The sequence below is a fragment of the Neobacillus sp. OS1-2 genome (genome assembly GCF_030915505.1).
GTDB lineage: Bacteria > Bacillota > Bacilli > Bacillales > Cytobacillaceae > Neobacillus.
The window spans coordinates 1,548,714-1,568,238 of the sequence record NZ_CP133265.1; the positions used below are offsets into that span (position 1 = coordinate 1,548,714).

The window sequence follows — 19,525 nt, forward strand, 5'->3', positions numbered from 1 at the left end:
AACCTTAAAAAAAAAACGAATTACCTGTCGCGATTTGACAGGCCATTCGTTTTTTTGAGTTGACTTTTTTATTCCGGCTCACAAGGAATCCGCACAGATACTTTTGTCCCAACTTCGGGCTCACTTTGAATAGTCAAATCCAAACCATACTCATGCTTCATTCTTCTACGAATATTTTTTAAACCTACTCCATTGCTTTCGTTTGTATCACCATTTAAACTTTCGAGAAAGCTCCCTTTCATCCCTACTCCATTATCTTCAACTTCGAAATGATTATATCCCCGATCACGATAGGCAGTTAGTTTCACTGTTCCTCCTTCAAGCTGCTTTCCAATCCCATGCCGAATGGCATTCTCAACAAGCGGCTGAATGAGAAGTGGAGGAATCTTGACTTCGTGCATAACGGAATCAATCTTGTATTCAACTTGAATGCGGTCTCTAAACCGAGCCCGTTCAATCTCTACATACGATTGAATCAAATTTAATTCCTGGCTAAAGGGAACCCGCTTTTGCAAATTATTAAAATGAAAACTTCCTCGTAAATAATCAGCGAGCTTTAGCGTTAAATTTCTCGATCTTTCCATATCCTTGTAACTTGACGCAACAATACTGTTCAAAGCGTTATAAAGAAAATGCGGTTTAATCTGTGACTGCAAGAAAGCGATCTCTAAATTTAAGGCCCTGCTGAAAGAATCCTTCATCGCAAGCAAACTGCCAATCCTTGCCTTTAACTCATCAAGGTCAAATGGTTTTGGCAAGAAGTCATTCGCTCCCGCCGCAAAGGCGGACACCTTATCCTTCGGTTGAATGGCTGCTGTTACCATTAACACAGGGAACTCTGTTAAGGAATAGTTGGTACGAATGGCCTGGCAAACCTCATAACCAGACATACCCGGCATCATTAGATCCAAAATAGCCAAGTCAATCGCATGTTGTTTGTTAAGCTGCTCCATCACCTCATGACCATTTTGAACCGCAATGACATTACAATGAATGGATGTAAGGGCATCGATTAATATTCTTAAATTGGAAAAGTTATCATCCGCAATCAGAACAGTATATTCGCCTTGTTGTTCCAAATAATAGGGCGTTGCAAAGGTATACTCCGGCAGCTTTGCCGTTTTACCCGGATCCTGATTCTTTTTAGTTGGTTCGTCTCCTCTATTTGCAATCGGTAGAGCGATGGTAAATGTGGTTCCCTCACCCTTTGTGGATAAAACGCGTATTTCCCCATTTTGCAGTTCAACAAGCTGCTTGACAATCGTCAATCCCAGTCCTACTCCTTGCTGAGCTGTCTGCGACTCCAACGTTTGAAAGGGTTTGAAAATTAGCGGAATCTCTTCCTCTTCCATCCCCGCACCTGTATCGCGAACGGAAATCTCAATCATTCCATTTTGTGCTTCAGCTACTATTTGAACAACACCATTTTCAGTATGCTTAATAGCATTATCAAGTAAGTTGCTGATAATTTGGACAACACGGCTTTCATCCGCAAGCGCATAAGGAAGCTTCTCAGGTACCTGATTTTCCAGCTGAATATTTCGATCCGTCGCCAGAAAAGAATAGATTTGCAGATTGACGTCAATCGTTGAACGGATATCGACCGGTTCTAAGTGAATGGTCAATTCTCCTTCTTGTAGCTTTGAAAAATCTAAAATATCATACACTAACTGTGAAAGTCTGTCTGTAATCGTGGTAATCAATTGCAGCCGTTCCCGATGGCCCTCCGTTAATGGATGATCCGGATCATTCAGAATAGAACGTGAGATATTCATAATGCCATGCAGCGGCGATTTAAACTCATGGGAGGTTCTAGCAAGAAACTCATCCTTCATTTTATCCGCTTTAAGAAGCCGGACAGAGAGCTCTTTGTTTTTCTGAAAGGCATTTGAAAACCGCCATGACATAAACAACGCCAGCATGATTAAAAACAGGAACGGTTCAAAGGGAATCACCTTATATACCCGTACAGCAAAATAGGAATAGGCCGTTTGAGTGAGTGCATAGGCGATTAAAGCTACCGCAGCCACCGCAAGATAAATGCTGCCCTCTATTCGATGGAGAGCTGCTAATACGAAAACATAGGTAACATATAATAATGTCAACGTGATATATCCTGATATAATCGGTAAAAACACGCCTGTATAAAGATGAGTAAGAAAGACGAGCGCCAATAGACTCATGATGGATCCAGCAATCAAGCCAATTTGAATGATAACTCGTGTACAATACGACTGAAATGCTGTATAGACGAAAAGGACCATCCCCATCCCCGTGCCGATAGAAGATAAAATCTGTATTCGATAATATAACCAAAATGGAAGCTTGGGGAATAGGTCAAAGATGACTCTTTCGCCACTTACTGCCGCAAACAGTGCCGAACAAATACAGACCAGTCCGAAAATAATCAAGGAAGTGTCTTCCTTACGCTGTGAATATAACCCGACGAAATACAGACCCATAATCAGAAAGGAAACAACGATAATCCAATCATGGGAGAGTGCCTGATTGTCTAGAGCAGAAATTTGCTTGGCAGAACCTAGATAGAGTGGTCCGTTAATCCCACCGCTTCCCCGTAAGTCATAATTGGCCACTTGAACAATGAGTTCATTCCAACCCGGCTGTAAGTTGATATAGCTTGTATAAGGCTTATTCCTTGCTACATAGCCACCTTTTTCTGCCGGCTTTCCACTCTCTCCAATGGTTTTCCCATTCAGCATAATCCGATTGGCTACTTGTATTGAAGATAATTTCAAACCATAAACTTGATTGGTATCCTTTACTTTTACATGCAAGCGATAAGTTGCCACACCCAGCGACTTCATCTCGTGATTAAATTTCCCCGGCACTTTGATCATATCTCGATTTAATTTTCTTCCATTAGAATCAAAATCATCATGGAACAAAAGCTGATGGGGGTAAAACTCCCACTCGCCATTTAACGGAACAGGCTGGTCCGTAGAGAAATCCCAGGAGGAAAGTTGTAAATACCCTTCTGCTGCTTTTGGAGTTTGTTTCGTATGATCGGTAAAAGCAAAATAGAGAACGAAACAAATCAAAACGAATATCAAGAAGGTAATGGCAATGGATTGGATCTTTTTTCTCATACATACCTCTTTTAATGTAAAGTTACGTTCAGATGCTTCAATAACTGAACCGTTTCTTGTTCTAATTCAATTCCCAGTTCATGAATCGTTTGTTCCAATTTCCTATATACCACAATGGCCGCATTCCGCCTGCCTAATTCTATATATATCCGCATCAATTCCCGGGCATATTTTTCAGAATCAGGGATCATCGTCAATATACACTGTAAACTTTCTTCTGCCAGCGTCAGATTTCGGTCTTTGAAATATTCATAACGCCGAATCACCGCACGAATATACAGATTCTTTAACTCAATTTGCCTAGAGACTCCCCACTGATAACCAGAACTCTCCATATAGTCTCCTTTATATAGAGAATGGATTTGTTGAAAAAGGGTTTCATCAAAGTCCCCGTTTGCATGTAGGTCTAGCAATTTCTCCCTCACTAGTTGCTCGTCACTTTTTACACCGTTTGCTGCAAAGGCAAATCCTTTTCCGATTTTATTTATTTCCACCTGAAGCCCAGACTCTTTTAAACTCTTTCGCAAGTACGACAAACACGTATATAAATACCCTTTTGCCTTCTTCAAATCATGCTCAGGCCAAATAGCTTCAATGATACTATCTGTATCGACAGGTTGATCAAGATGATGAACCAAAAAGGCACACACTTCTTTCTCCTTTTTTGTTTTCCATGATAGTGTCCGTTTCTGATCACCAGGCAAATGGAGATAAAGGCCTCCCATACACTGGATAGGAGGGTGGACTATCTCATTCTGAGATTGGCGCTGTTCTATGATGATAGGCCGGATACGTGAAATACATAGCTGCAATCGTTCCGGTGTAACTGGTTTTAATAAATAATCATTCGATTGAATTTCAAATGCCTCAACAGCATATTCTGAATAGGCCGTTACAAATACCACCATTAATTGCGGGTTAATTGACTTCATTTTTCTCGCAACCTCTGTCCCCTTAAGGCCTGGCATATCAATATCAAGGAAAACAAGATCAATCCCATTCCCTTCAAAGGCCTGTAACGCCTGGAATGGATCTGTAAAACGTCCAACAATCGCTACATTTTCATTCTGTTGTAATAATATTTCTAATAGATCAAGTGCATCTTCTTCATCATCAATGAGCATCACACGTAACACGTACATTTCCCCTTAATCAGGCTTCCATGTTATAAAACTGGAAATCTAAAAATGAATCCATAGGCATCTAGTAAAATTCTAAGCCCTATACCTAACAATCCGTTCGTTCAATAGCTTTGTTATTATAGACTCAATAAAAAAATTCGTAAATATTATTTTATTGGAAAACCAGTATGTGTTTCTCTACCCTATATTGCGGAATATTCACTAAATTCGAATCTTTTGTAAAACACTTTACAGAATTCAATCGTGTTTGGAATTAAACTTATCATAGGTTAAAAGTTTAAAGGCGTTTATGGAGTGAATCAGGTATTGTTTATTTACTTTACTAATTAAGCCCTTTTCTTGTAAATAAAGCATGACATTGGAGACGCTTACTCTCGAGGAGCCAACGACCTGGGAAAGTTCTTGATGGGTAAAGGGTATGGCAATCAAAACACCATCGCCCGAGCTTTCGCCATATGTTTCAGCCAATTGTGCCAGCACAAACATGACACGTTCTTCAATGTTTGAAAAACTCATTAGGTGTGTTTGCACAAGCAAGGCGTTTTGTTTTTGGCTCATGGATTGCAGCACTTGTTCAAATAGGTCTGGAGTTCCTCTAACAATTTCTCGGAATGGTGCATGGGGAATTCGAATGACTTCTATGTCTGTTGAGGCAGCAGCACAATACGGATAGGTTTCACCAGACCAAACATTGCATTCACCCATGATAGAATTCGACCCTATTACAAACAAATGCCGTTCTTCACCAGAAGGGGACAACAGGTACGCCCTTACTCGTCCAGTTAGGATTAAATAAATATCCGACAAAGCCTGATGCTCCATAAAAAGGCAGGTACCCTTAGGGTAGAATTTTTTCGTTCCATGCTGCTTAAAAAGTTCAGGATCCCAATTTCCATGTTCCACCCATATATTCATTTGTACACGCCTCCTTTAACCTAAAGAAATTGATATTTTTATAGAAAGGAAGAAAGTCGATGAGTCATCCTTTTAAAGAACAAAGAAAACTTTTCCCAACACTTACGAATACCATTCATTTATCCAGTTGCTCACAAAGCGCGATCAGCTTGCCAGTGAAAGATGCGATAAATCGTTACGTGGAAAGCTGGACTGAAAACGGCATGGATTGGAATGGCTGGATGGAGCGTGTTCAAGATGCAAAAAATGAATTTGCCGCACTAATCAATGCAGATCCAGAAGAGATCGCTGTATTATCTAGTGTTTCGGACGCCGCCTCCGCATTCGCAAGTGCACTTTCCTTTACATCCGATCGAAATAAAGTAGTGACAACAGATATTGATTTTCCTTGCATTGGACATGTTTGGCTTTCTCACAAAAAGAGAAATGCTCAAGTGACCTTTGTACCTGCTGATGAGAATCATACAATCCCATTTGAAGCCTATGAAAAAGCAATTGATACCAACACGCTTGTCACGTCCATCGCACATGTATCTTATTATAACGGCTTCAAGCAAAATTTGAAATCGCTCTCCTCCCTTGCACATAGCAATGGATCATTCTTATTTGTCGATGCCTACCAGTCGGCGGGAAGCGTTCCGATTGACGTCAAAGACAGCCATATCGATGCCCTTGTTGCGGGAGCCCAGAAGTTTTTACTAGGAGTTCCGGGAATCGCCTTTATGTATATAAGAAAAGAACTCGCCAATCAATTAGAGCCCCTGACAACCGGATGGTTTAGCCGGCAAAATCCCTTTGCCTTTACCAATCAAATTTTGGACTACGCGGACGGTACCAGGAGATTTGATACCGGTACACCACCCATGATCAATGCCTATGCAGCACATGCGGGAATTTCACTCTTAAATGATATTGGCATCAAACCGATTGAAACCTATCTAGAACATTTATCTAGCGTTTGTATAGCTACAGCGCAAAAACATGGATTGGAGATCGCAAGTCCTTTAGATATTCAGCAAAAAGGAAGTACTACCGCCATACGGGTTAAAAATGCCGGCTTTTTGGAAGGTCACTTGAAGTCCCAAGGAATGATTGTATCCGCCCGTAATGATGTGCTTAGAATTGCTCCGCATTTCTACAACACAGAAGAAGAAGTGGTCCAAACCATTGAGGCGATTGCCCATGCTCTTATTACAAAGTAAAAAGATAGCAGCGATTCTACTCGGAACCTTCCTTGTAGCTGCTGCTTACTATGTTTTTCAAAAACCAAATGGGATTACAGCACCAGGATTAGGGGGAATTGCCGTTATAGTGGCGAACGTCCTGCATTCTCCCTTAGGACTAATCTATTTTGTACTCAATATTCCTATATTTTTAATCGGATACCGTTCCATCGGTTCCTCTTTTGCTTTCTTTAGTCTAATTGGAATGGGGGCACTCTCTCTCTTCTTAGCCATTTTATCGACAATCCCCACCCTTCCTTCACCGATAGTCGGTTGTATTTTAGGCGGGGTTCTCTCTGGGATTGGTATTGGCATCGTGATTCAAGCTGGCGCAACCACCGGTGGGCTTGATATTGCCAGTGTCGTGATTGCCAAGCATTTCCCCTTCATCACGATTGGAAAGACAATGATGGTCGTTAATGGCTTTGTCCTTTTTTTAACCTTTTTAACAGACGGATTTGATCATACGGTTCTTACTTTTATTAGCATTATCATTGCAGGAAAAAGCGTGGATTCATCGATATCCTTAATTCAACGATACAAAAATGAGGAGGCCAGTTTATGAAGGATCATTTAATCAAGCAAGAAGAAGGGTTGCAACGGGCCCTTACTGACCGACAACTAACGATGATTGCCATTGGTGGAGCAATAGGAACCGGATTGTTTATGGGAAGTGGAATTGCGATTGGCTATGCAGGTCCGGGTGTACTGATTAGCTATGTCATTACTGCGTGCATTGCTGTGATCATGATGTTCAGTCTATCTGAAATGGCCGTCGTACACCCTACAGCTGGCTCATTTGGTACCTATGCGGAAATGTATCTCAATTCCTGGGTAGGGTTCTTAGTTCGGTATACGTATTGGGCTGCCCAAGTGATTGCCATCGGGAGCGAAGCTGTAGCGGTAGGAATTTATATGCAATATTGGTTCCCCTCGATCCCTGTTTGGCTTTGGGCACTGGGATTTGGCGCCATTATCCTCTATGTAAACAGCCGTTCTGTAGGGAATTTTGGAACAATTGAATATTGGTTTGCGATGATTAAAGTCGTGGCCATTGTTCTCTTTATCATTTTCGGAATCACCGTCGTATTTGGCATTGGACATTCCGAATCCGTAGGTTTTAGCCATTATACAGACAACCAAGGTTTCTTTCCACATGGGTTTAAGGGGGTGTGGATGGGTGTGCTGATGGCCATTTTCTCCTTTTACGGAGTAGAAATTATTGCCGTTACCGCCGGTGAGTCAAAGAACCCACAAAAGGCCGTTCCAAAAGCCATGAAAACGATGATTATCCGATTATTCCTCTTCTATATCTTGTCGTTGGCCATTATTCTTGCCATCGTCCCTTGGGCACATGCCGGTGCACAAGTAGTGGAACAGAGCCCGTTTGTAAAAGTATTCGAAAGCTCTGGCATTCGGTATGCAGCCGGAATTATGAACTTTGTCGTATTAACAGCTGCGTTATCAAGTATGAACACAAACCTATATCTCACATCACGAATGCTTTTCTCCTTATCACGCGGCCGCTACGCTCCCAAGGCTTTAGGAAATTTAAGCAAAACGGGAACCCCTGTGAATGCAATCTTAGCGTCTAGCGGAGGCGTCTTGATCGCCAGTCTAGTTTCCTATTTTAGTCCCATGGCTTTTAATTATCTTTTTGGGGTTGCCCTATTTGGCGGCATCCTCGTATGGATTATCATTCTAGTAAGCCACTTGAACTTTAGAAAAACGGTCCATTTGCATCACCCGGAACCACTGCCTGTAAAAGCCCCCTTGTTTCCATTATTGCAGTGGATTGGGATTATTTTATTAAGTGCCATTCTAATTACGATGGCCTTTTCCCCAGACTTCCGAGTCGCATGGATCGTGGGAGTGCCTTTTATTATCGTCGTGAGCATCATCTTCTTCCTACGCCGGAAAACAATGCCGGCCGTAATCGACAATCAGGTAAAATTCTAAAATCCAAATAAATGGGTTCAGCCTCCTGCACATGCAGGAAACTGAACCCTTTATTTTCTCTTTCATTCTATACAACTTTAAATAAGGATGGGTTTTGTGAGGCCAGGGGTGACAATTCTTCTACATCACCCAACTACGTGTTCGATGGAAGCAAAAGAAGCGTCCTCTTCTTCTTAAACTTTAGATGAGTGGGGGTCTGCTCCCTAAGGCAGATCATCTTTTCGTTCTTTTAAGATATCTTGAATAATTTCCATATGAAAGGCGGCCCATGCTTTTTCACGAAAGTGAAGAATCACGCCTATTATGAGGATGAAGAGATAAATAAAGCCAAAGGATACCCAAAGTAAACTTCCAAGTAAGTCAGTGATTTGCTTTGAAAACATCAGCAACAGCCAGGGAACAGAGGTTAAGAAGATGGGAATAAAGCCGGATCCGTTTTTCTCTTTGACCATTCGATAATAAATGAGTCTTAATGTACTGCTATCCAACGATTGATAAAGAGCCATAACTTCTTCTATTTCTGCGAACTCTTTCATATCTTTGACAGATTCTTTTTTATGTACGGTTTTTTGTAGTTGAAGATATACCTTGTGTGCATCCCCTCGGTATGAAAACATAATGCAAAGGGCTCCTTTTGGGAAATTTTCCTAGTGTCGTAATAAGGATAGATTGCATCAGATTAGCGGTCTTTATACATTGAGGAGCTCGGGGACGTTTTCATGCTCTATTTTCCGCCTCCGAACACGTTTTACATTTTACTCGTTACCAACAAACCCCTTCATGACAAACTTCGCACCCCAAAAGACTCGGAATCCCCGCTGTACCAGCAAAAGCAGCAAATCCAATCAAACATTTGATTACCATGAAGTTTCCTACTTAATCGTTTGATTAAATGTCGCCAAAACCCTTATGCTAAGCGCACCCAGGCCAGTTTGACAGTAAAATTCCTGTCGATAATAGGTCTCAATTTTCGACAACCCTCTTCAATAGTAACGTATAAAAACCAGTATCCTACAAAAATTAGCACGTTTTGATACTAATCAAACAATTGATTGAAACTACTCCCAACACCGATAAATAGAGGGTTTCTATTATTATATTCGTCGAAATATGTTACCCCGAAACACAACGACATGACTAGCTTCATTCCTTTTCCATCTCAACGATTAACACATGTGATGTTTCATTTGCGTGCAGTGTGATAGTTTCCTCAACAATTTCCATGGCATCTCTAGCGTCTAAGGTGATGTCATGGATCGTTGAATTTCCTTCTATTTGAACAAGATAGGCTTGTCTTCCCGCTTTGACAGGGAAGCTAATTTCTTGGTCTTTGTCCAATTCTAATGTATAGATATTGGCGTCTTGATTGATTTTGATGGGAGCATTTCCGTTTACACTTGACACCATATGGAGCCATTGATTATGGCGATCCTCCGGACGAAAGCGATAATCTCCATAATTAGGTGTATGGCCACTTCGATCAGGCAGAATCCAGATTTGTAATAATCTTGCTGTGTCCTCGCCATTGTTCTGTTCACTATGATAAACACCAGTTCCAGCACTCATATACTGAACCTGTCCCCGTGTAATAGTATTGGAATTTCCCATGCTATCTTCATGTGTAAGATGCCCGTTGACTACATACGAGATAATCTCCATATTTTGATGTGGATGCATCCCAAATCCCCTTTGGGCTTCAATTAAATCGTCATTGATGACACGTAACACACCAAAGTGGATATTAGTAGGATTATAGTACTCGGCAAACGAAAAATGGAACTTACTCTTCAGCCAGCCAAGATTACTGCTCCCCATATTCTTGCTTTCCACTTTCCTCAACATACTACTATCACTCCCGTTATTATAGTATAAATCAGTAAAATTCAATCATTCTCAATAAAGGTGGATATCTCGAAATTGAGCATTTCGAAACAATTACATTTAATTCGAGATAATTATATTACCTATTCTAGCATAGTGTCAATGTGGAAATTGGTGTCAGGCACCAGAACCGTCCCCTTTGTTCTTCCATTAGGTAAGTTTAACTTCAGGCCTTAACTTCAGGATGACAAATAACTTTACCAAAATGTCATATATATATTGCATATTGCAAATTAAATCATATAATAAAGAGGAACAAGAAAAATGGAGGGGATTGGAAATGAACATTTTTAAACGTTCGGGAAAGGTCACGGATGAACGCATTGAAAATATCCGCAATAAGATTTTTAAGGAAATCTATTATCTGATCATGGTCATTTGTTTTATCAGTATCGGGATAAAAATTTTCAAGTATGGCGTGGATACAAAGTTGATAGTCTTGGAATTGGTGATTCTTTTCTTTGGAGGTGTTTATTACCTCATTCGCTCCATTTTCTTGGGGGTGTATTGGGATGAAGTGGAGATGCACGATCGCACAAGTAAAACGACAATGGGTTCGAAGACCATTTTTTCCAGCATTGGTTTAGCCATAGTCATGGCCATCATGATCGGCGTGAAGAGTGCTGTTTCATACGCTGACGGCCGTGCGCAGGGTATTTGGTACTTTGCCATGGTATCATTTGCTTCTATTGTGATCTATGTACCCATTTTCCTTCTTCTTTTTGGCGGTATCCACCTGCTCGCGAAGAAAATTGGTTTGAAGAAACAAGATGACGATAACGAATTGTAGGTACTGATCCATGAAAAATATAAAATTAAAACTGGCAAGAGTTGAAAAGGATTTATCCCAAGAAGAACTAGCCAAAACTGTTGGCGTATCCAGACAAACGATTGGTTTAATTGAATCAGGAAAATACAATCCATCCTTAAGTCTTTGCATTAACATCTGCAAAGCCCTATCTCGTACATTAAATGATTTGTTTTGGGATGAGGAAACATAATAATCCTTATCCCTTTCATTAAAGGATGGTTTTACGCTTAAAGGATAACGTCCCTTTTTCATAATTAGATGTAATTTTAATATGGAGCTTTTGTGATATAACGCAGCTTCTATGCAGCTAATGGGGTGTATGGGGATCGTCTATGTCTATACTTCCGTATGGAAAAATCAAAAAAAAATCTTCCAAGCAGGAAGATTTTTTAGTTTAAATGAGGAAATCCTTGCTGGCGCAGGGCCTCATACACCAAGATAGCAGCCGTGTTCGAAAGGTTGAGTGAACGAATATGCGTATTCATGGGTATTCTCAAGAAATGGTCTTTATTATTTTCCAGTAAATCCTTTGGTAAACCGGTTGTTTCTTTTCCGAACATAAAATAATGTTCCTTTGCTATATTACTGAAATCAAAGGCGGAATGGGCTTTTTCCCCAAACGTCTCAATATAGTAGAACTCCCCTTGATTTTTCGAAAAAAAGTCATCCAATGAATCATAGTACGTTATGTTGACAAACTGCCAGAAATCTAACCCAGCTCGTTTGATCATGGTTTCATCTGTAGAAAAGCCCAGCGGCCGAATTAAATGCAAGGCTGTGTTGGTGGCTGCACACATACGTGCAATATTTGCCGTATTGACCGGAATTTCTGGTTGATATAGTACAACATGGATTGCCAAGAATGGTCACCTCTATCTTCATTTTACCATTCAAATTATAACATACCGCTTGGGAGGATATGTACGTACACAACGAGAGGGAACAATAAAAACACATATAGAAACAGGTTTATACAAAAATATTCGGAATCGTGCAGAGGTAATCTAAGTAGTTACCAAACGTATTCGTCTCATGGTCGTTAAAAAGGCTAAAAGTGATTGTCACTAAATCATGCCCATATCTGATCTAGACGGGCTCCAATTTCCTCCCCGAGTGTACTATATAGTGTAATGTCATATTAACTGTCCTACATTCGAAAGGAAGTGTATTAAATGCATAATGCCTTACCGAGTTCAAATGCCTTTCCAAATGCGGTGCCAAATGCAGTACCAAACGCCTTGCCCAATGCAATACCAAATGCCTTACCAATTATGCCCCATATCCAGCCAATGGCTTGCTCCTATGCAACACCTGTTTATGCCGATTGTTTACCTGCCCAAGGGTGCGGTGACTTTATTCTGATTGTAGTGTTGTTTATTTTATTAATCATTGTTGGTGCTGTTTGTTTCTGTGGTTAAAAGGTCTATAACCCCTATAAAGATATATTATGGATCAAGTGGTGACCTTTTAAATGTATCAGAACTGGGGGCTTCCATTTCCAAGTTTACCGGGACCTGGTAACCTGCTGGTTTACCAGGCCTACCCGGATTCTCAATTCCAAAAGCCATTCCCTGTTATGGGCATTTCTTCTAGCTCACCAACCTACGTGTTCAATGAAGCGAGAGAACCGTCCCCTGCTTCACTGCTTTACATGTGAGATGGAAGGAATAAAACAATTTGTGGGAAGAGGATGATTAATAAAACAGTAAGTAATAGAACCCCGATAAAGGGAATGGATCCTTTTAAGACTTTGTTTACACTTACACCTGACTGCTGGCTCGTAATATAAAGGTTAATTCCTACTGGAGGGGTAACTAACCCGATTTCTAATACTAGTACTACCATAATTTTTATCCAATAATCAGTAACCTTTTTCTAATAAATAAACCAAATTTTTTTTTACTGACTCCCATTCACTATCAATAATACTGTAAAATATATTGTCATGAATAGTACCATCTGACTTTATTCTATGTTTACGAAATGTTCCTTCTTTGGTTGCCCCTATTCGTTCAACTGCTTTTTGAGAACGCAAATTTTGTCCACTAATTGAAAATTGGACTCGAATGACGTTTAATTCTTCAAAACAATACTTAAGTAATAAAAATTTACATTCTGTGTTTACCTTTGTTTTCCATACTGTTGGTGAAAGCCACGTCCATCCTATTTCCATGTTACGATTATCTATATCAATCTCGCCAATTCGAGTAGTCCCTATTATTTCACCTGTCAATTTATTCTTAATAACAAAAGGGATCTGTTTACCGTCCTTTTTATTGGTAACAGCTGTCATTAAAATACGTTCTAAATCATCCATTGATTTAACTTCTCGCCAGGTATATTTCCATACTTCTGGACTTTTTAATGCTTCAAATAATAGTTCCGTATGCTTCAGCTCGAGAGGAATAAGTGAAATGGAATCCCCTTCTAGAGATATGCCTGTATCAATTATCATAGAATATTGTCTCCTTTTTAAGTAAATAGCCTACCCGTCCTAATCCTATTAATTCCATACGACAAAGAATTACTCCTTCTTGGAAAAACTAATTCTACTTAAACTAAACAATAGGAATTTAGGTAAGTAGGTATCTGACCAAACTAGTTCAGTTATGACCAAACCGCCTCTCGACAAACTTCATCCCTCAAAAATTTCTTAACCCCCTCTATAACAACAACAACAGCAGCAAATCCAATCAAACATTTGATTAACAAGAAATTTACCCATCAATCGTTTGATTAAATGTGGCCAAAATCCTTATGTTAAAATACCTTAGGCTAGTGGGTCGGTAAAATTTCTGTCGAAGATCAGTCTTAATCTTCGACAACTATCTTCACTAGTAACGTATAAAAACTAGTAACCTACAATAATTGGCACGTTTTGATACTAATCAAACGATTAGTTAAACTCCCCTTAACACTGATAAATAGGGAGTTTCTATAATAATATGTGTCGAAATAAATCACCCGTGAAACACGATGACCTTTCTTCTAACTCCCCGTGTTCAATGAAGCGAGAGAACCGTCCCCTGCTTCATCCTCACACTTCCCCCATGCAGCCAATCCCACTCAAAGGTTTCACCATCAATATGATATAGAATCGGTTCTTCTTCAATGATTCCTTCTTCACGCTTTTCCTCTAACCATTCGTCGTAATACCGACAAAACTTCTGTCTTAGAATCCCAAAAAAATAGGCAATCGGCTTCCGGACGACTTTTGTAAATTTTAGTTTTCTGATTAATTGCCTAAAGGAATCGATAGCGATCCCCACTATGACATCCGTTTCATTGTGTAGTTTATAGTCAAAAGCTAGGATATGTACCATATGCCAATAGTCTTCGATTAACTTGGCATCATCGAAGAAACAGGTAACAAGTTGGGTGAATTCCTGTGGAACACGGTTGCTCACAAAGGTGGAATGTAATTCAGAAGGTTCTTCTTTACGTTTTTTTATCTTTTGATCTTTTTCCGTTTTGAAAAGATTACTAGTTTCTATTGGGTGGTTCATGGTTTCCTGTTTGGGTGGTTCACTTACGGAAAAACGATGAAAGACATAGAGATTACTGGACTGCGAGCCATTCTTTCGTTCTGTTTCATAAACAGTGAAAATACCTATCTTCTTCGCTTTCCCAATCATCCGTTTAAACGTGGAACGGGAAATACCGTTATCATGGTATTCCTGATGAATCGCTTTTAACACCGTGCCGATTTTAGCATTGCAAACACCAGGAATTTTCGCAGCAAAACGAACCAGCCGCTTTAATCCGACCAGCTCCCCTTTTGAAAAATTAGTCTTGTGCTCTAGTAACCACATTTCGATATGATGATTAAACTCCCTCAAATTTTCAAACTGCGAAAACTGTTCAAATCCCTCAATCCTGCCTGATTTTACATGCATCATTTTGCGCCACCCTTTCACCGCTGGTTTCCGTTTCCGGCACCTCAACGATATCGGGTTTTGCTGAAAGAATCGAATGGCTAAAAATCTAATTTGGTGTGCATTTTTAATCGAAAACCCTCATTTTTGCGTTCAAATGTGGAATTTGGAGCTGATTTTTGCATTTTTGGACGGATATAGTATTAATTTTGTTATTAATATGGCTTGGTGATGACAGTTCCTTCGAAGCTTTATACTTTTAACCTTAAACTGCAAACAGCAGAGCAATTCAAGAGAATGATATGTGGAAATGATATTGATCTTTTTTCCTCTAAGAAAGATCCAAGAAAAGGCGAATAAGGGAAACTTAAATTAGTGAGGGTTTTTGATGAATGTCTGACCCCATGTCAATTTCAGGGAAGGGATATTTATCCTAAAGGTTTTTGATGAGGGTGTCTTACTAAAAATATCTCAGTATTTCTAGAGGTGAGGCGAAAAAACACTTTGTAGGGATCAGATTTTCCAACTGAAATGAGTACCATACGTAAATCAACTGGGTAATTTCCAGTAATGATTGAATGGCTGATTTTCTCCATAACACTTTCATTTTTGATTACCCAACATTCTAGTGATTTCCTCTTCAGATAATACTGGATTTTCAAGTTCTAATGCTCTCAATAGTTGCTTTTCTTCATCTGAATCCGTAACTTCATACATATTGGGCTCTTTTATTTGGTCAACTTCAAATAAAAGGAATTTTCGATTCCCAATTTGAATGTAGGCCTGACCAGAACCAATCACTTTTTTGATCTCCTCATTTTCTATTTTTATTGGCTTCATTGTAACAACCCTCCTTACTGTATATTTCCATTATTATACCATTATTACGCCTATTTTCCCAACTCCATTTTATTAAAGGTTTCCCTCGTCAAATACCTAAATGGTGCCTGCACCCACTTTATTGGAGCTGATTTTTGCATTTTTGGACGGATATGGTATCAATGTTGAATGGAGGATCTTTCTAGTAAATCAACGGGATAATTTCTGCCTCTTTGTTAACAAAACTGTCAAATATTTACGGATTATGTATACTACAGTTTATAGTAAAAAGGAACTATTTGTAATTAAATAGTAGTAGAGATAGGCGCTTCCATGTTTTTCACTCCACTAACTGAATTCGTTAAAACTCTGGACGGAAAATGTAGCAAAGAGGTGATGATCATGTAAAGGTATAGCGGCCCCGTTCCAGTCTTGCACAATGAAAAAGAAGCGGTTCAAGTACGTAATTCGATGAAAGACTTTAGGAGATGGATGGATGACTACGAACCAATTTTATTTAGTCGATGATAACGTGATATTAATGACAGGTGAATACGACAACAATGGAAAGCTTTGCGCACGGGTGATGATCGGAAGGGAAACTCTTTTGGTAGACCAGTCACCGGTCAAACTATTGGATGAAACGTTAAAATACATAGGATTTAATTTAAAAGGTGCTCTTGAAGGTGCCAAAGGGATTATTGGTGAAAAATATATGCGCCCCGTTATGGTTAATCCTTACAAGGGGATTTGCTTATTCCCGAATAAGTCACCAAAAAAGGATGACTGTCTCTGGTTTAACCCCGACCATATTGTAAAAACCAATAGCAGAGGGTATAAAACAGAAGTTGTGCTTAGCAACGGCGTTTCCATTCTCGTCGATTTAAAACTATGCTTTTTTAACTCAAAGCTGCATATTGCATCTGAATTGAAGCGGACGTCAATCGAAAGAGGGAACCATTCAAATCCAATAGTTCCCGAAAGAAGAAAGCCGCTCTCCAGGTCGAAAAATGGCAAATACAACTTTGGTTCCATAGCATAGAATCACGAATACATAGGTCCATTCATGAGTGGTCCAATACCCCACCAAAAACGTTTCAAAAAGGAGATTGACTTTGGAAAATCTACAAATGTCCTATATCGGAAAAGAATTAACAAGGCTGCGAAAGAATAAGAACTTAACACAGCTACAATTATCCCGTCTGTGCAATATTAATCGCACTTATATCAGTATGCTTGAATGCAATAGTAAACGGCCCATGCTCGGAACCATCTTCTTACTTGCTGCCGGCCTTGGGATGACGGCCTGTGAATTGGTGCAGGAAATAGAAAAGGTTATGTAAAGATTTTGCAATAAAAAGGGAGATTTCTCTGATGCATCATAAGATTCTGGTAGGGAAGGTTATAAGAAAAAAGAGAGTAAGCCTTAAGATTTCACAGTTGGTGTTGGCTGAACGGAGCTCATTAAGTCCCATAATGATAAGTAAATTCGAAAGGAATCTCAGTGAACCCAGTTTCGAAACTACGATTAAATTAGCCGCAGCATTTGGTATGAAAGCTTCTGAGTTCATCAAGGAAATTGAAGATACTATAGATAGGGATCAACATCTGTAAGTGTGGAACCCTCTGGTCCATAAAAAAGGGAAGTGCTGTGAACACTTCCCCCACAACCTCTACCCTCAGGGTGATGGTTGTGACTATTTGTTTATGAGTGTACCACCCTTTGTTACCTACGGCGTGGGGTGGTTCATTTGTTTCTAGATCGGTTTTCCGAAAGAAATAGGCGCTTACTTCGTCATAAAATTTTCTACCTCATCCATATTTGGATAAGAAGATTGTGTACCACGTTTCGTGACGCTTAATGCTGCAAAGGCAGTAGCCATTTTTATTGCATGAAGGATATCATTATTCTTCACAAAATAGTGGGCAAAGCAGCCAATGAAAGCATCTCCCGCTCCAGTTGTGTCGATGGCATTTACTTTATATGAGTCCACCATATGCGCCTCACCTTTGGTTACCCACATGACTCCACGACTACCCATTGTGACAATTACATCCTTAACCCCTTTATCGATTAACGTGATCGCAGCAGCTTTAATTTGCTCTTCAGTTTCGACAGGCATGCCCGTCAAGATTTCCAATTCAGTTTCATTTGGAATGAAAAAGTCGCATTTACATACATAACTGAAGTCCAGATCTTTAGTAGCTGGTGCAGGATTAAGGATAACAGGAATTCCATTCTCATTACCAAATTCTATTGCTCGATAAATCGTCTCTAGCGGTATCTCAAGTTGCAGCACAAGTAAAGAACATTGCTTTAATTTCTCTGCTGCCCGGTCTATATCCACGGGTAAAAGGTATTGATTCGCCCCTTTAATAATGAGGATACGATTTTTGGATTCTGGATCTACAAAAATGGGCGCGACACCACTTGAGGTATCTTGAACTTTATTGGTAAACTCTGTATCAATTCCGTAATTTTCAAGATTTTTAATCGTATTATCCGCAAAAAGGTCATCACCAACCTTTGTGACCATCATCACCTTGGAGCCCATCTTAGCAGCCGCAACCGCCTGATTTGCTCCTTTACCCCCACAACCTATTTTAAAATCCGGTGCCTCAAGTGTTTCCCCTTCTTTTGGCATCTTATTAATATATGAAATAAGATCCACCATGTTGGATCCGATTACTGCGATATCCATGTGATTACCCCCTTATTTCTTTCCCGTTACCACTGTAAAATTTCTCTCTTCACCTGCATCAAGCTTTAGTAATGTACCGGATTTTTCAGCAGCGAGATACCCTTCCGGCCTGCAAGTCGCTGGAAGGACGAAGGCTCCTACTTGTTGATCACAATTATGAAGAATCCAACGTGTGGCGTAATTTAGTTCAGCCGTAGAAAACTGAGTAAAAAAGACAGTTCCATCCGGTGAGATCATTTCGAATTCAGCCGTTTCCTGATACTGGTTTATTCGATCCGCAAAAAAGACAATCTCTGGATCGTACATCTCCGGCCGATTTAAAGTGCTAATCGTTTCTTCGCCGCTGAGGATCTTTTTATTATAATCCAGCCATCCTTCAGTTGGTTTGACATGCCCCGGTACTGATTCTCTCAGTTTAAAAGCGTTGTCAGGGATATTTTGCTGCAATAGCGCATTCTCGACATACGCATAGTTCGTGTGACACATATATTGAAGTGGCATTTCTGAGCCAGAGAGGTTTTTAACATTCATGCTGATTTCAATGAACGATTCTTTGTTGAACATTTTTACGGTTGGTCGTGCGAGATAGTGATGGCCAAACCCCTTCACGTACTCCGTTTCGCCGCAAACGGTTATGCCTTCAGCAGTGATTTCAAGCCATGCCCGGTCCATTTCAGCACAAGGCATTTCACCGTGCAACTCGTGATCATCCTCAGGCCCAGGACAACCGTTTCGGATTAAACCCGAATGAAAGGCAAAGCAGCCATATGTATCTACGACATTGGTAACCTTTTTCGGCTGCGAGAACATATTTTTCATTTTAAGATCTGTATGATCAAATTCTAAGTCCCAAATCATCTGACCCATAAATGGAAGAACAACCATCCTGCCACGTAAATTACGAAGTTCAATTGCTTCCACTCCTGATGGATAACGGAAAAGACTTGCTTTCATTTCCGCGTTTTTGAATATCACCTTACTGCTATCGGTAAAAAAATGACGCTGCAATTCAATTTTCCCTAGAGTCATTTCATTTCATCTCCTATATTATCCACAATGGGCAGCAAAACCACTGCTGCCTCATTGATCAT

21 protein-coding genes are annotated in these 19,525 nt (G+C 40.0%); 9 read left to right on the top strand and 12 right to left on the bottom strand.

The annotated features are described in order from the left end of the window. Positions 1-68: 68 nt before the first annotated feature. The 3 genes from RCG19_RS07565 to RCG19_RS07575 form a co-directional block, all read right to left on the bottom strand. Entirely contained in the window at positions 69-3,107 is a 3,039-nt protein-coding gene (locus RCG19_RS07565) for a hybrid sensor histidine kinase/response regulator (RefSeq protein WP_308110335.1), read from the bottom strand. A gap of 11 nt (positions 3,108-3,118) precedes the next feature. Next, positions 3,119-4,243, bottom strand: coding sequence for a response regulator (locus RCG19_RS07570; protein WP_308110336.1), 1,125 nt, complete (start codon positions 4,241-4,243; stop codon positions 3,119-3,121). Between the two features lie 243 nt (positions 4,244-4,486). Further along, entirely contained in the window at positions 4,487-5,164 is a 678-nt protein-coding gene (locus tag RCG19_RS07575) for a Crp/Fnr family transcriptional regulator (protein ID WP_308110337.1), read from the bottom strand. 59 nt (positions 5,165-5,223) lie between these two features. On the opposite strand from RCG19_RS07575, the gene RCG19_RS07580 reads away from it, so the two are divergent. Genes RCG19_RS07580 through RCG19_RS07590 form a run of 3 tightly spaced genes read left to right on the top strand, consistent with a single transcriptional unit; the run spans position 5,224 to position 8,346 of the window. Beyond that, on the top strand, positions 5,224-6,366 hold the full coding sequence (locus RCG19_RS07580) for an aminotransferase class V-fold PLP-dependent enzyme (protein ID WP_308110339.1): 1,143 nt from the start codon (positions 5,224-5,226) through the stop codon (positions 6,364-6,366). Further along, positions 6,347-6,952, top strand: coding sequence for a YitT family protein (locus RCG19_RS07585; RefSeq protein ID WP_308110341.1), 606 nt, complete (start codon positions 6,347-6,349; stop codon positions 6,950-6,952). Before RCG19_RS07580 ends, RCG19_RS07585 begins: the two co-directional genes overlap by 20 nt. Continuing rightward, on the top strand, positions 6,949-8,346 hold the full coding sequence (locus RCG19_RS07590) for an amino acid permease (protein ID WP_308110342.1): 1,398 nt from the start codon (positions 6,949-6,951) through the stop codon (positions 8,344-8,346). The genes RCG19_RS07585 and RCG19_RS07590 overlap by 4 nt, the downstream gene beginning before the upstream one ends. A gap of 203 nt (positions 8,347-8,549) precedes the next feature. Here RCG19_RS07590 and RCG19_RS07595 read toward each other — a convergent pair whose 3' ends face one another. Together RCG19_RS07595 and RCG19_RS07600 are read right to left on the bottom strand one after the other, a co-directional pair. Next, positions 8,550-8,963, bottom strand: a complete 414-nt coding sequence (locus RCG19_RS07595) for a hypothetical protein (protein WP_308110343.1) — start codon at positions 8,961-8,963, stop codon at positions 8,550-8,552. A gap of 526 nt (positions 8,964-9,489) precedes the next feature. Next, the gene (locus tag RCG19_RS07600) at positions 9,490-10,188 is read right to left on the bottom strand and encodes a pirin family protein (protein WP_308110344.1); all 699 of its coding nucleotides are present in this window, start codon (positions 10,186-10,188) and stop codon (positions 9,490-9,492) included. 319 nt (positions 10,189-10,507) lie between these two features. Between RCG19_RS07600 and RCG19_RS07605 the strand changes: the two genes are divergently transcribed. Then, complete coding sequence (locus RCG19_RS07605) at positions 10,508-11,017, top strand: DUF6773 family protein (protein WP_308110345.1); 510 nt, start codon at positions 10,508-10,510, stop codon at positions 11,015-11,017. Positions 11,018-11,027: 10 nt separating this feature from the next. Next, a complete protein-coding gene (locus RCG19_RS07610) occupies positions 11,028-11,228 on the top strand; it encodes a helix-turn-helix transcriptional regulator (RefSeq protein WP_308110346.1) in 201 nt (66 codons plus the stop codon). Positions 11,229-11,427: 199 nt separating this feature from the next. Here the strand turns inward: RCG19_RS07610 and trmL are convergent, their stop codons facing one another. Further along, the gene (gene trmL, locus RCG19_RS07615; protein ID WP_308110347.1) at positions 11,428-11,898 is read right to left on the bottom strand and encodes a tRNA (uridine(34)/cytosine(34)/5-carboxymethylaminomethyluridine(34)-2'-O)-methyltransferase TrmL; all 471 of its coding nucleotides are present in this window, start codon (positions 11,896-11,898) and stop codon (positions 11,428-11,430) included. Positions 11,899-12,210: 312 nt separating this feature from the next. On the opposite strand from trmL, the gene RCG19_RS07620 reads away from it, so the two are divergent. After that, on the top strand, positions 12,211-12,456 hold the full coding sequence (locus tag RCG19_RS07620) for a YjcZ family sporulation protein (RefSeq protein ID WP_308110348.1): 246 nt from the start codon (positions 12,211-12,213) through the stop codon (positions 12,454-12,456). 229 nt (positions 12,457-12,685) lie between these two features. Here the strand turns inward: RCG19_RS07620 and RCG19_RS07625 are convergent, their stop codons facing one another. From RCG19_RS07625 to RCG19_RS07640, 4 genes are all read right to left on the bottom strand, one after another. After that, the gene (locus RCG19_RS07625) at positions 12,686-12,892 is read right to left on the bottom strand and encodes a TRAP transporter large permease subunit (protein WP_308110952.1); all 207 of its coding nucleotides are present in this window, start codon (positions 12,890-12,892) and stop codon (positions 12,686-12,688) included. 7 nt (positions 12,893-12,899) lie between these two features. Further along, positions 12,900-13,493 carry a GNAT family N-acetyltransferase gene (locus RCG19_RS07630; RefSeq protein WP_308110349.1) on the bottom strand — a complete coding sequence of 198 codons (594 nt, stop codon included), beginning with the start codon at positions 13,491-13,493 and terminating at the stop codon, positions 12,900-12,902. Positions 13,494-14,040: 547 nt separating this feature from the next. Then, a complete protein-coding gene (locus RCG19_RS07635) occupies positions 14,041-14,937 on the bottom strand; it encodes a hypothetical protein (protein ID WP_308110350.1) in 897 nt (298 codons plus the stop codon). Positions 14,938-15,516: 579 nt separating this feature from the next. After that, positions 15,517-15,753, bottom strand: coding sequence for a hypothetical protein (locus RCG19_RS07640; RefSeq protein WP_308110351.1), 237 nt, complete (start codon positions 15,751-15,753; stop codon positions 15,517-15,519). 475 nt (positions 15,754-16,228) lie between these two features. Here RCG19_RS07640 and RCG19_RS07645 point away from each other — a divergent pair, with 475 nt between their 5' ends. The 3 genes from RCG19_RS07645 (at position 16,229) to RCG19_RS23685 (ending at position 17,346) form a co-directional block, all read left to right on the top strand. Next, a complete protein-coding gene (locus tag RCG19_RS07645) occupies positions 16,229-16,774 on the top strand; it encodes a competence protein ComK (RefSeq protein ID WP_308110352.1) in 546 nt (181 codons plus the stop codon). A 73-nt stretch (positions 16,775-16,847) separates the two neighbouring features. Next, complete coding sequence (locus RCG19_RS07650) at positions 16,848-17,075, top strand: helix-turn-helix domain-containing protein (protein ID WP_308110353.1); 228 nt, start codon at positions 16,848-16,850, stop codon at positions 17,073-17,075. Positions 17,076-17,106: 31 nt separating this feature from the next. Then, positions 17,107-17,346, top strand: coding sequence for a helix-turn-helix domain-containing protein (locus RCG19_RS23685; protein ID WP_374049583.1), 240 nt, complete (start codon positions 17,107-17,109; stop codon positions 17,344-17,346). Positions 17,347-17,519: 173 nt separating this feature from the next. Here the strand turns inward: RCG19_RS23685 and rbsK are convergent, their stop codons facing one another. Beyond that, positions 17,520-18,434, bottom strand: coding sequence for a ribokinase (rbsK, locus tag RCG19_RS07655; RefSeq protein WP_308110354.1), 915 nt, complete (start codon positions 18,432-18,434; stop codon positions 17,520-17,522). A gap of 12 nt (positions 18,435-18,446) precedes the next feature. Beyond that, positions 18,447-19,463: an aldose 1-epimerase family protein gene (locus RCG19_RS07660; RefSeq protein ID WP_308110355.1), complete on the bottom strand. Its 1,017-nt coding sequence runs from the start codon at positions 19,461-19,463 to the stop codon at positions 18,447-18,449. Positions 19,464-19,525 lie beyond the last annotated feature (62 nt).

Bases quoted from the DNA above. Each gene is read 5' to 3' on its own strand.
- RCG19_RS07620 (WP_308110348.1), top strand. From the start codon at position 12,211: ATGCATAATGCCTTACCGAGTTCAAATGCCTTTCCAAATGCGGTGCCA.
- rbsK (WP_308110354.1), bottom strand. From the start codon at position 18,434: ATGGATATCGCAGTAATCGGATCCAACATGGTGGATCTTATTTCATAT.
- RCG19_RS07590 (WP_308110342.1), top strand. From the start codon at position 6,949: ATGAAGGATCATTTAATCAAGCAAGAAGAAGGGTTGCAACGGGCCCTT.
- RCG19_RS07635 (WP_308110350.1), bottom strand. From the start codon at position 14,937: ATGATGCATGTAAAATCAGGCAGGATTGAGGGATTTGAACAGTTTTCG.
- RCG19_RS07575 (WP_308110337.1), bottom strand. From the start codon at position 5,164: ATGAATATATGGGTGGAACATGGAAATTGGGATCCTGAACTTTTTAAG.
- RCG19_RS07595 (WP_308110343.1), bottom strand. From the start codon at position 8,963: ATGTTTTCATACCGAGGGGATGCACACAAGGTATATCTTCAACTACAA.
- RCG19_RS07565 (WP_308110335.1), bottom strand. From the start codon at position 3,107: ATGAGAAAAAAGATCCAATCCATTGCCATTACCTTCTTGATATTCGTT.
- RCG19_RS23685 (WP_374049583.1), top strand. From the start codon at position 17,107: ATGCATCATAAGATTCTGGTAGGGAAGGTTATAAGAAAAAAGAGAGTA.
- RCG19_RS07660 (WP_308110355.1), bottom strand. From the start codon at position 19,463: ATGACTCTAGGGAAAATTGAATTGCAGCGTCATTTTTTTACCGATAGC.
- RCG19_RS07580 (WP_308110339.1), top strand. From the start codon at position 5,224: ATGAGTCATCCTTTTAAAGAACAAAGAAAACTTTTCCCAACACTTACG.
- RCG19_RS07610 (WP_308110346.1), top strand. From the start codon at position 11,028: ATGAAAAATATAAAATTAAAACTGGCAAGAGTTGAAAAGGATTTATCC.
- RCG19_RS07645 (WP_308110352.1), top strand. From the start codon at position 16,229: ATGACTACGAACCAATTTTATTTAGTCGATGATAACGTGATATTAATG.
- RCG19_RS07640 (WP_308110351.1), bottom strand. From the start codon at position 15,753: ATGAAGCCAATAAAAATAGAAAATGAGGAGATCAAAAAAGTGATTGGT.
- RCG19_RS07630 (WP_308110349.1), bottom strand. From the start codon at position 13,493: ATGATAATTGATACAGGCATATCTCTAGAAGGGGATTCCATTTCACTT.
- RCG19_RS07605 (WP_308110345.1), top strand. From the start codon at position 10,508: ATGAACATTTTTAAACGTTCGGGAAAGGTCACGGATGAACGCATTGAA.
- RCG19_RS07600 (WP_308110344.1), bottom strand. From the start codon at position 10,188: ATGTTGAGGAAAGTGGAAAGCAAGAATATGGGGAGCAGTAATCTTGGC.
- RCG19_RS07585 (WP_308110341.1), top strand. From the start codon at position 6,347: ATGCTCTTATTACAAAGTAAAAAGATAGCAGCGATTCTACTCGGAACC.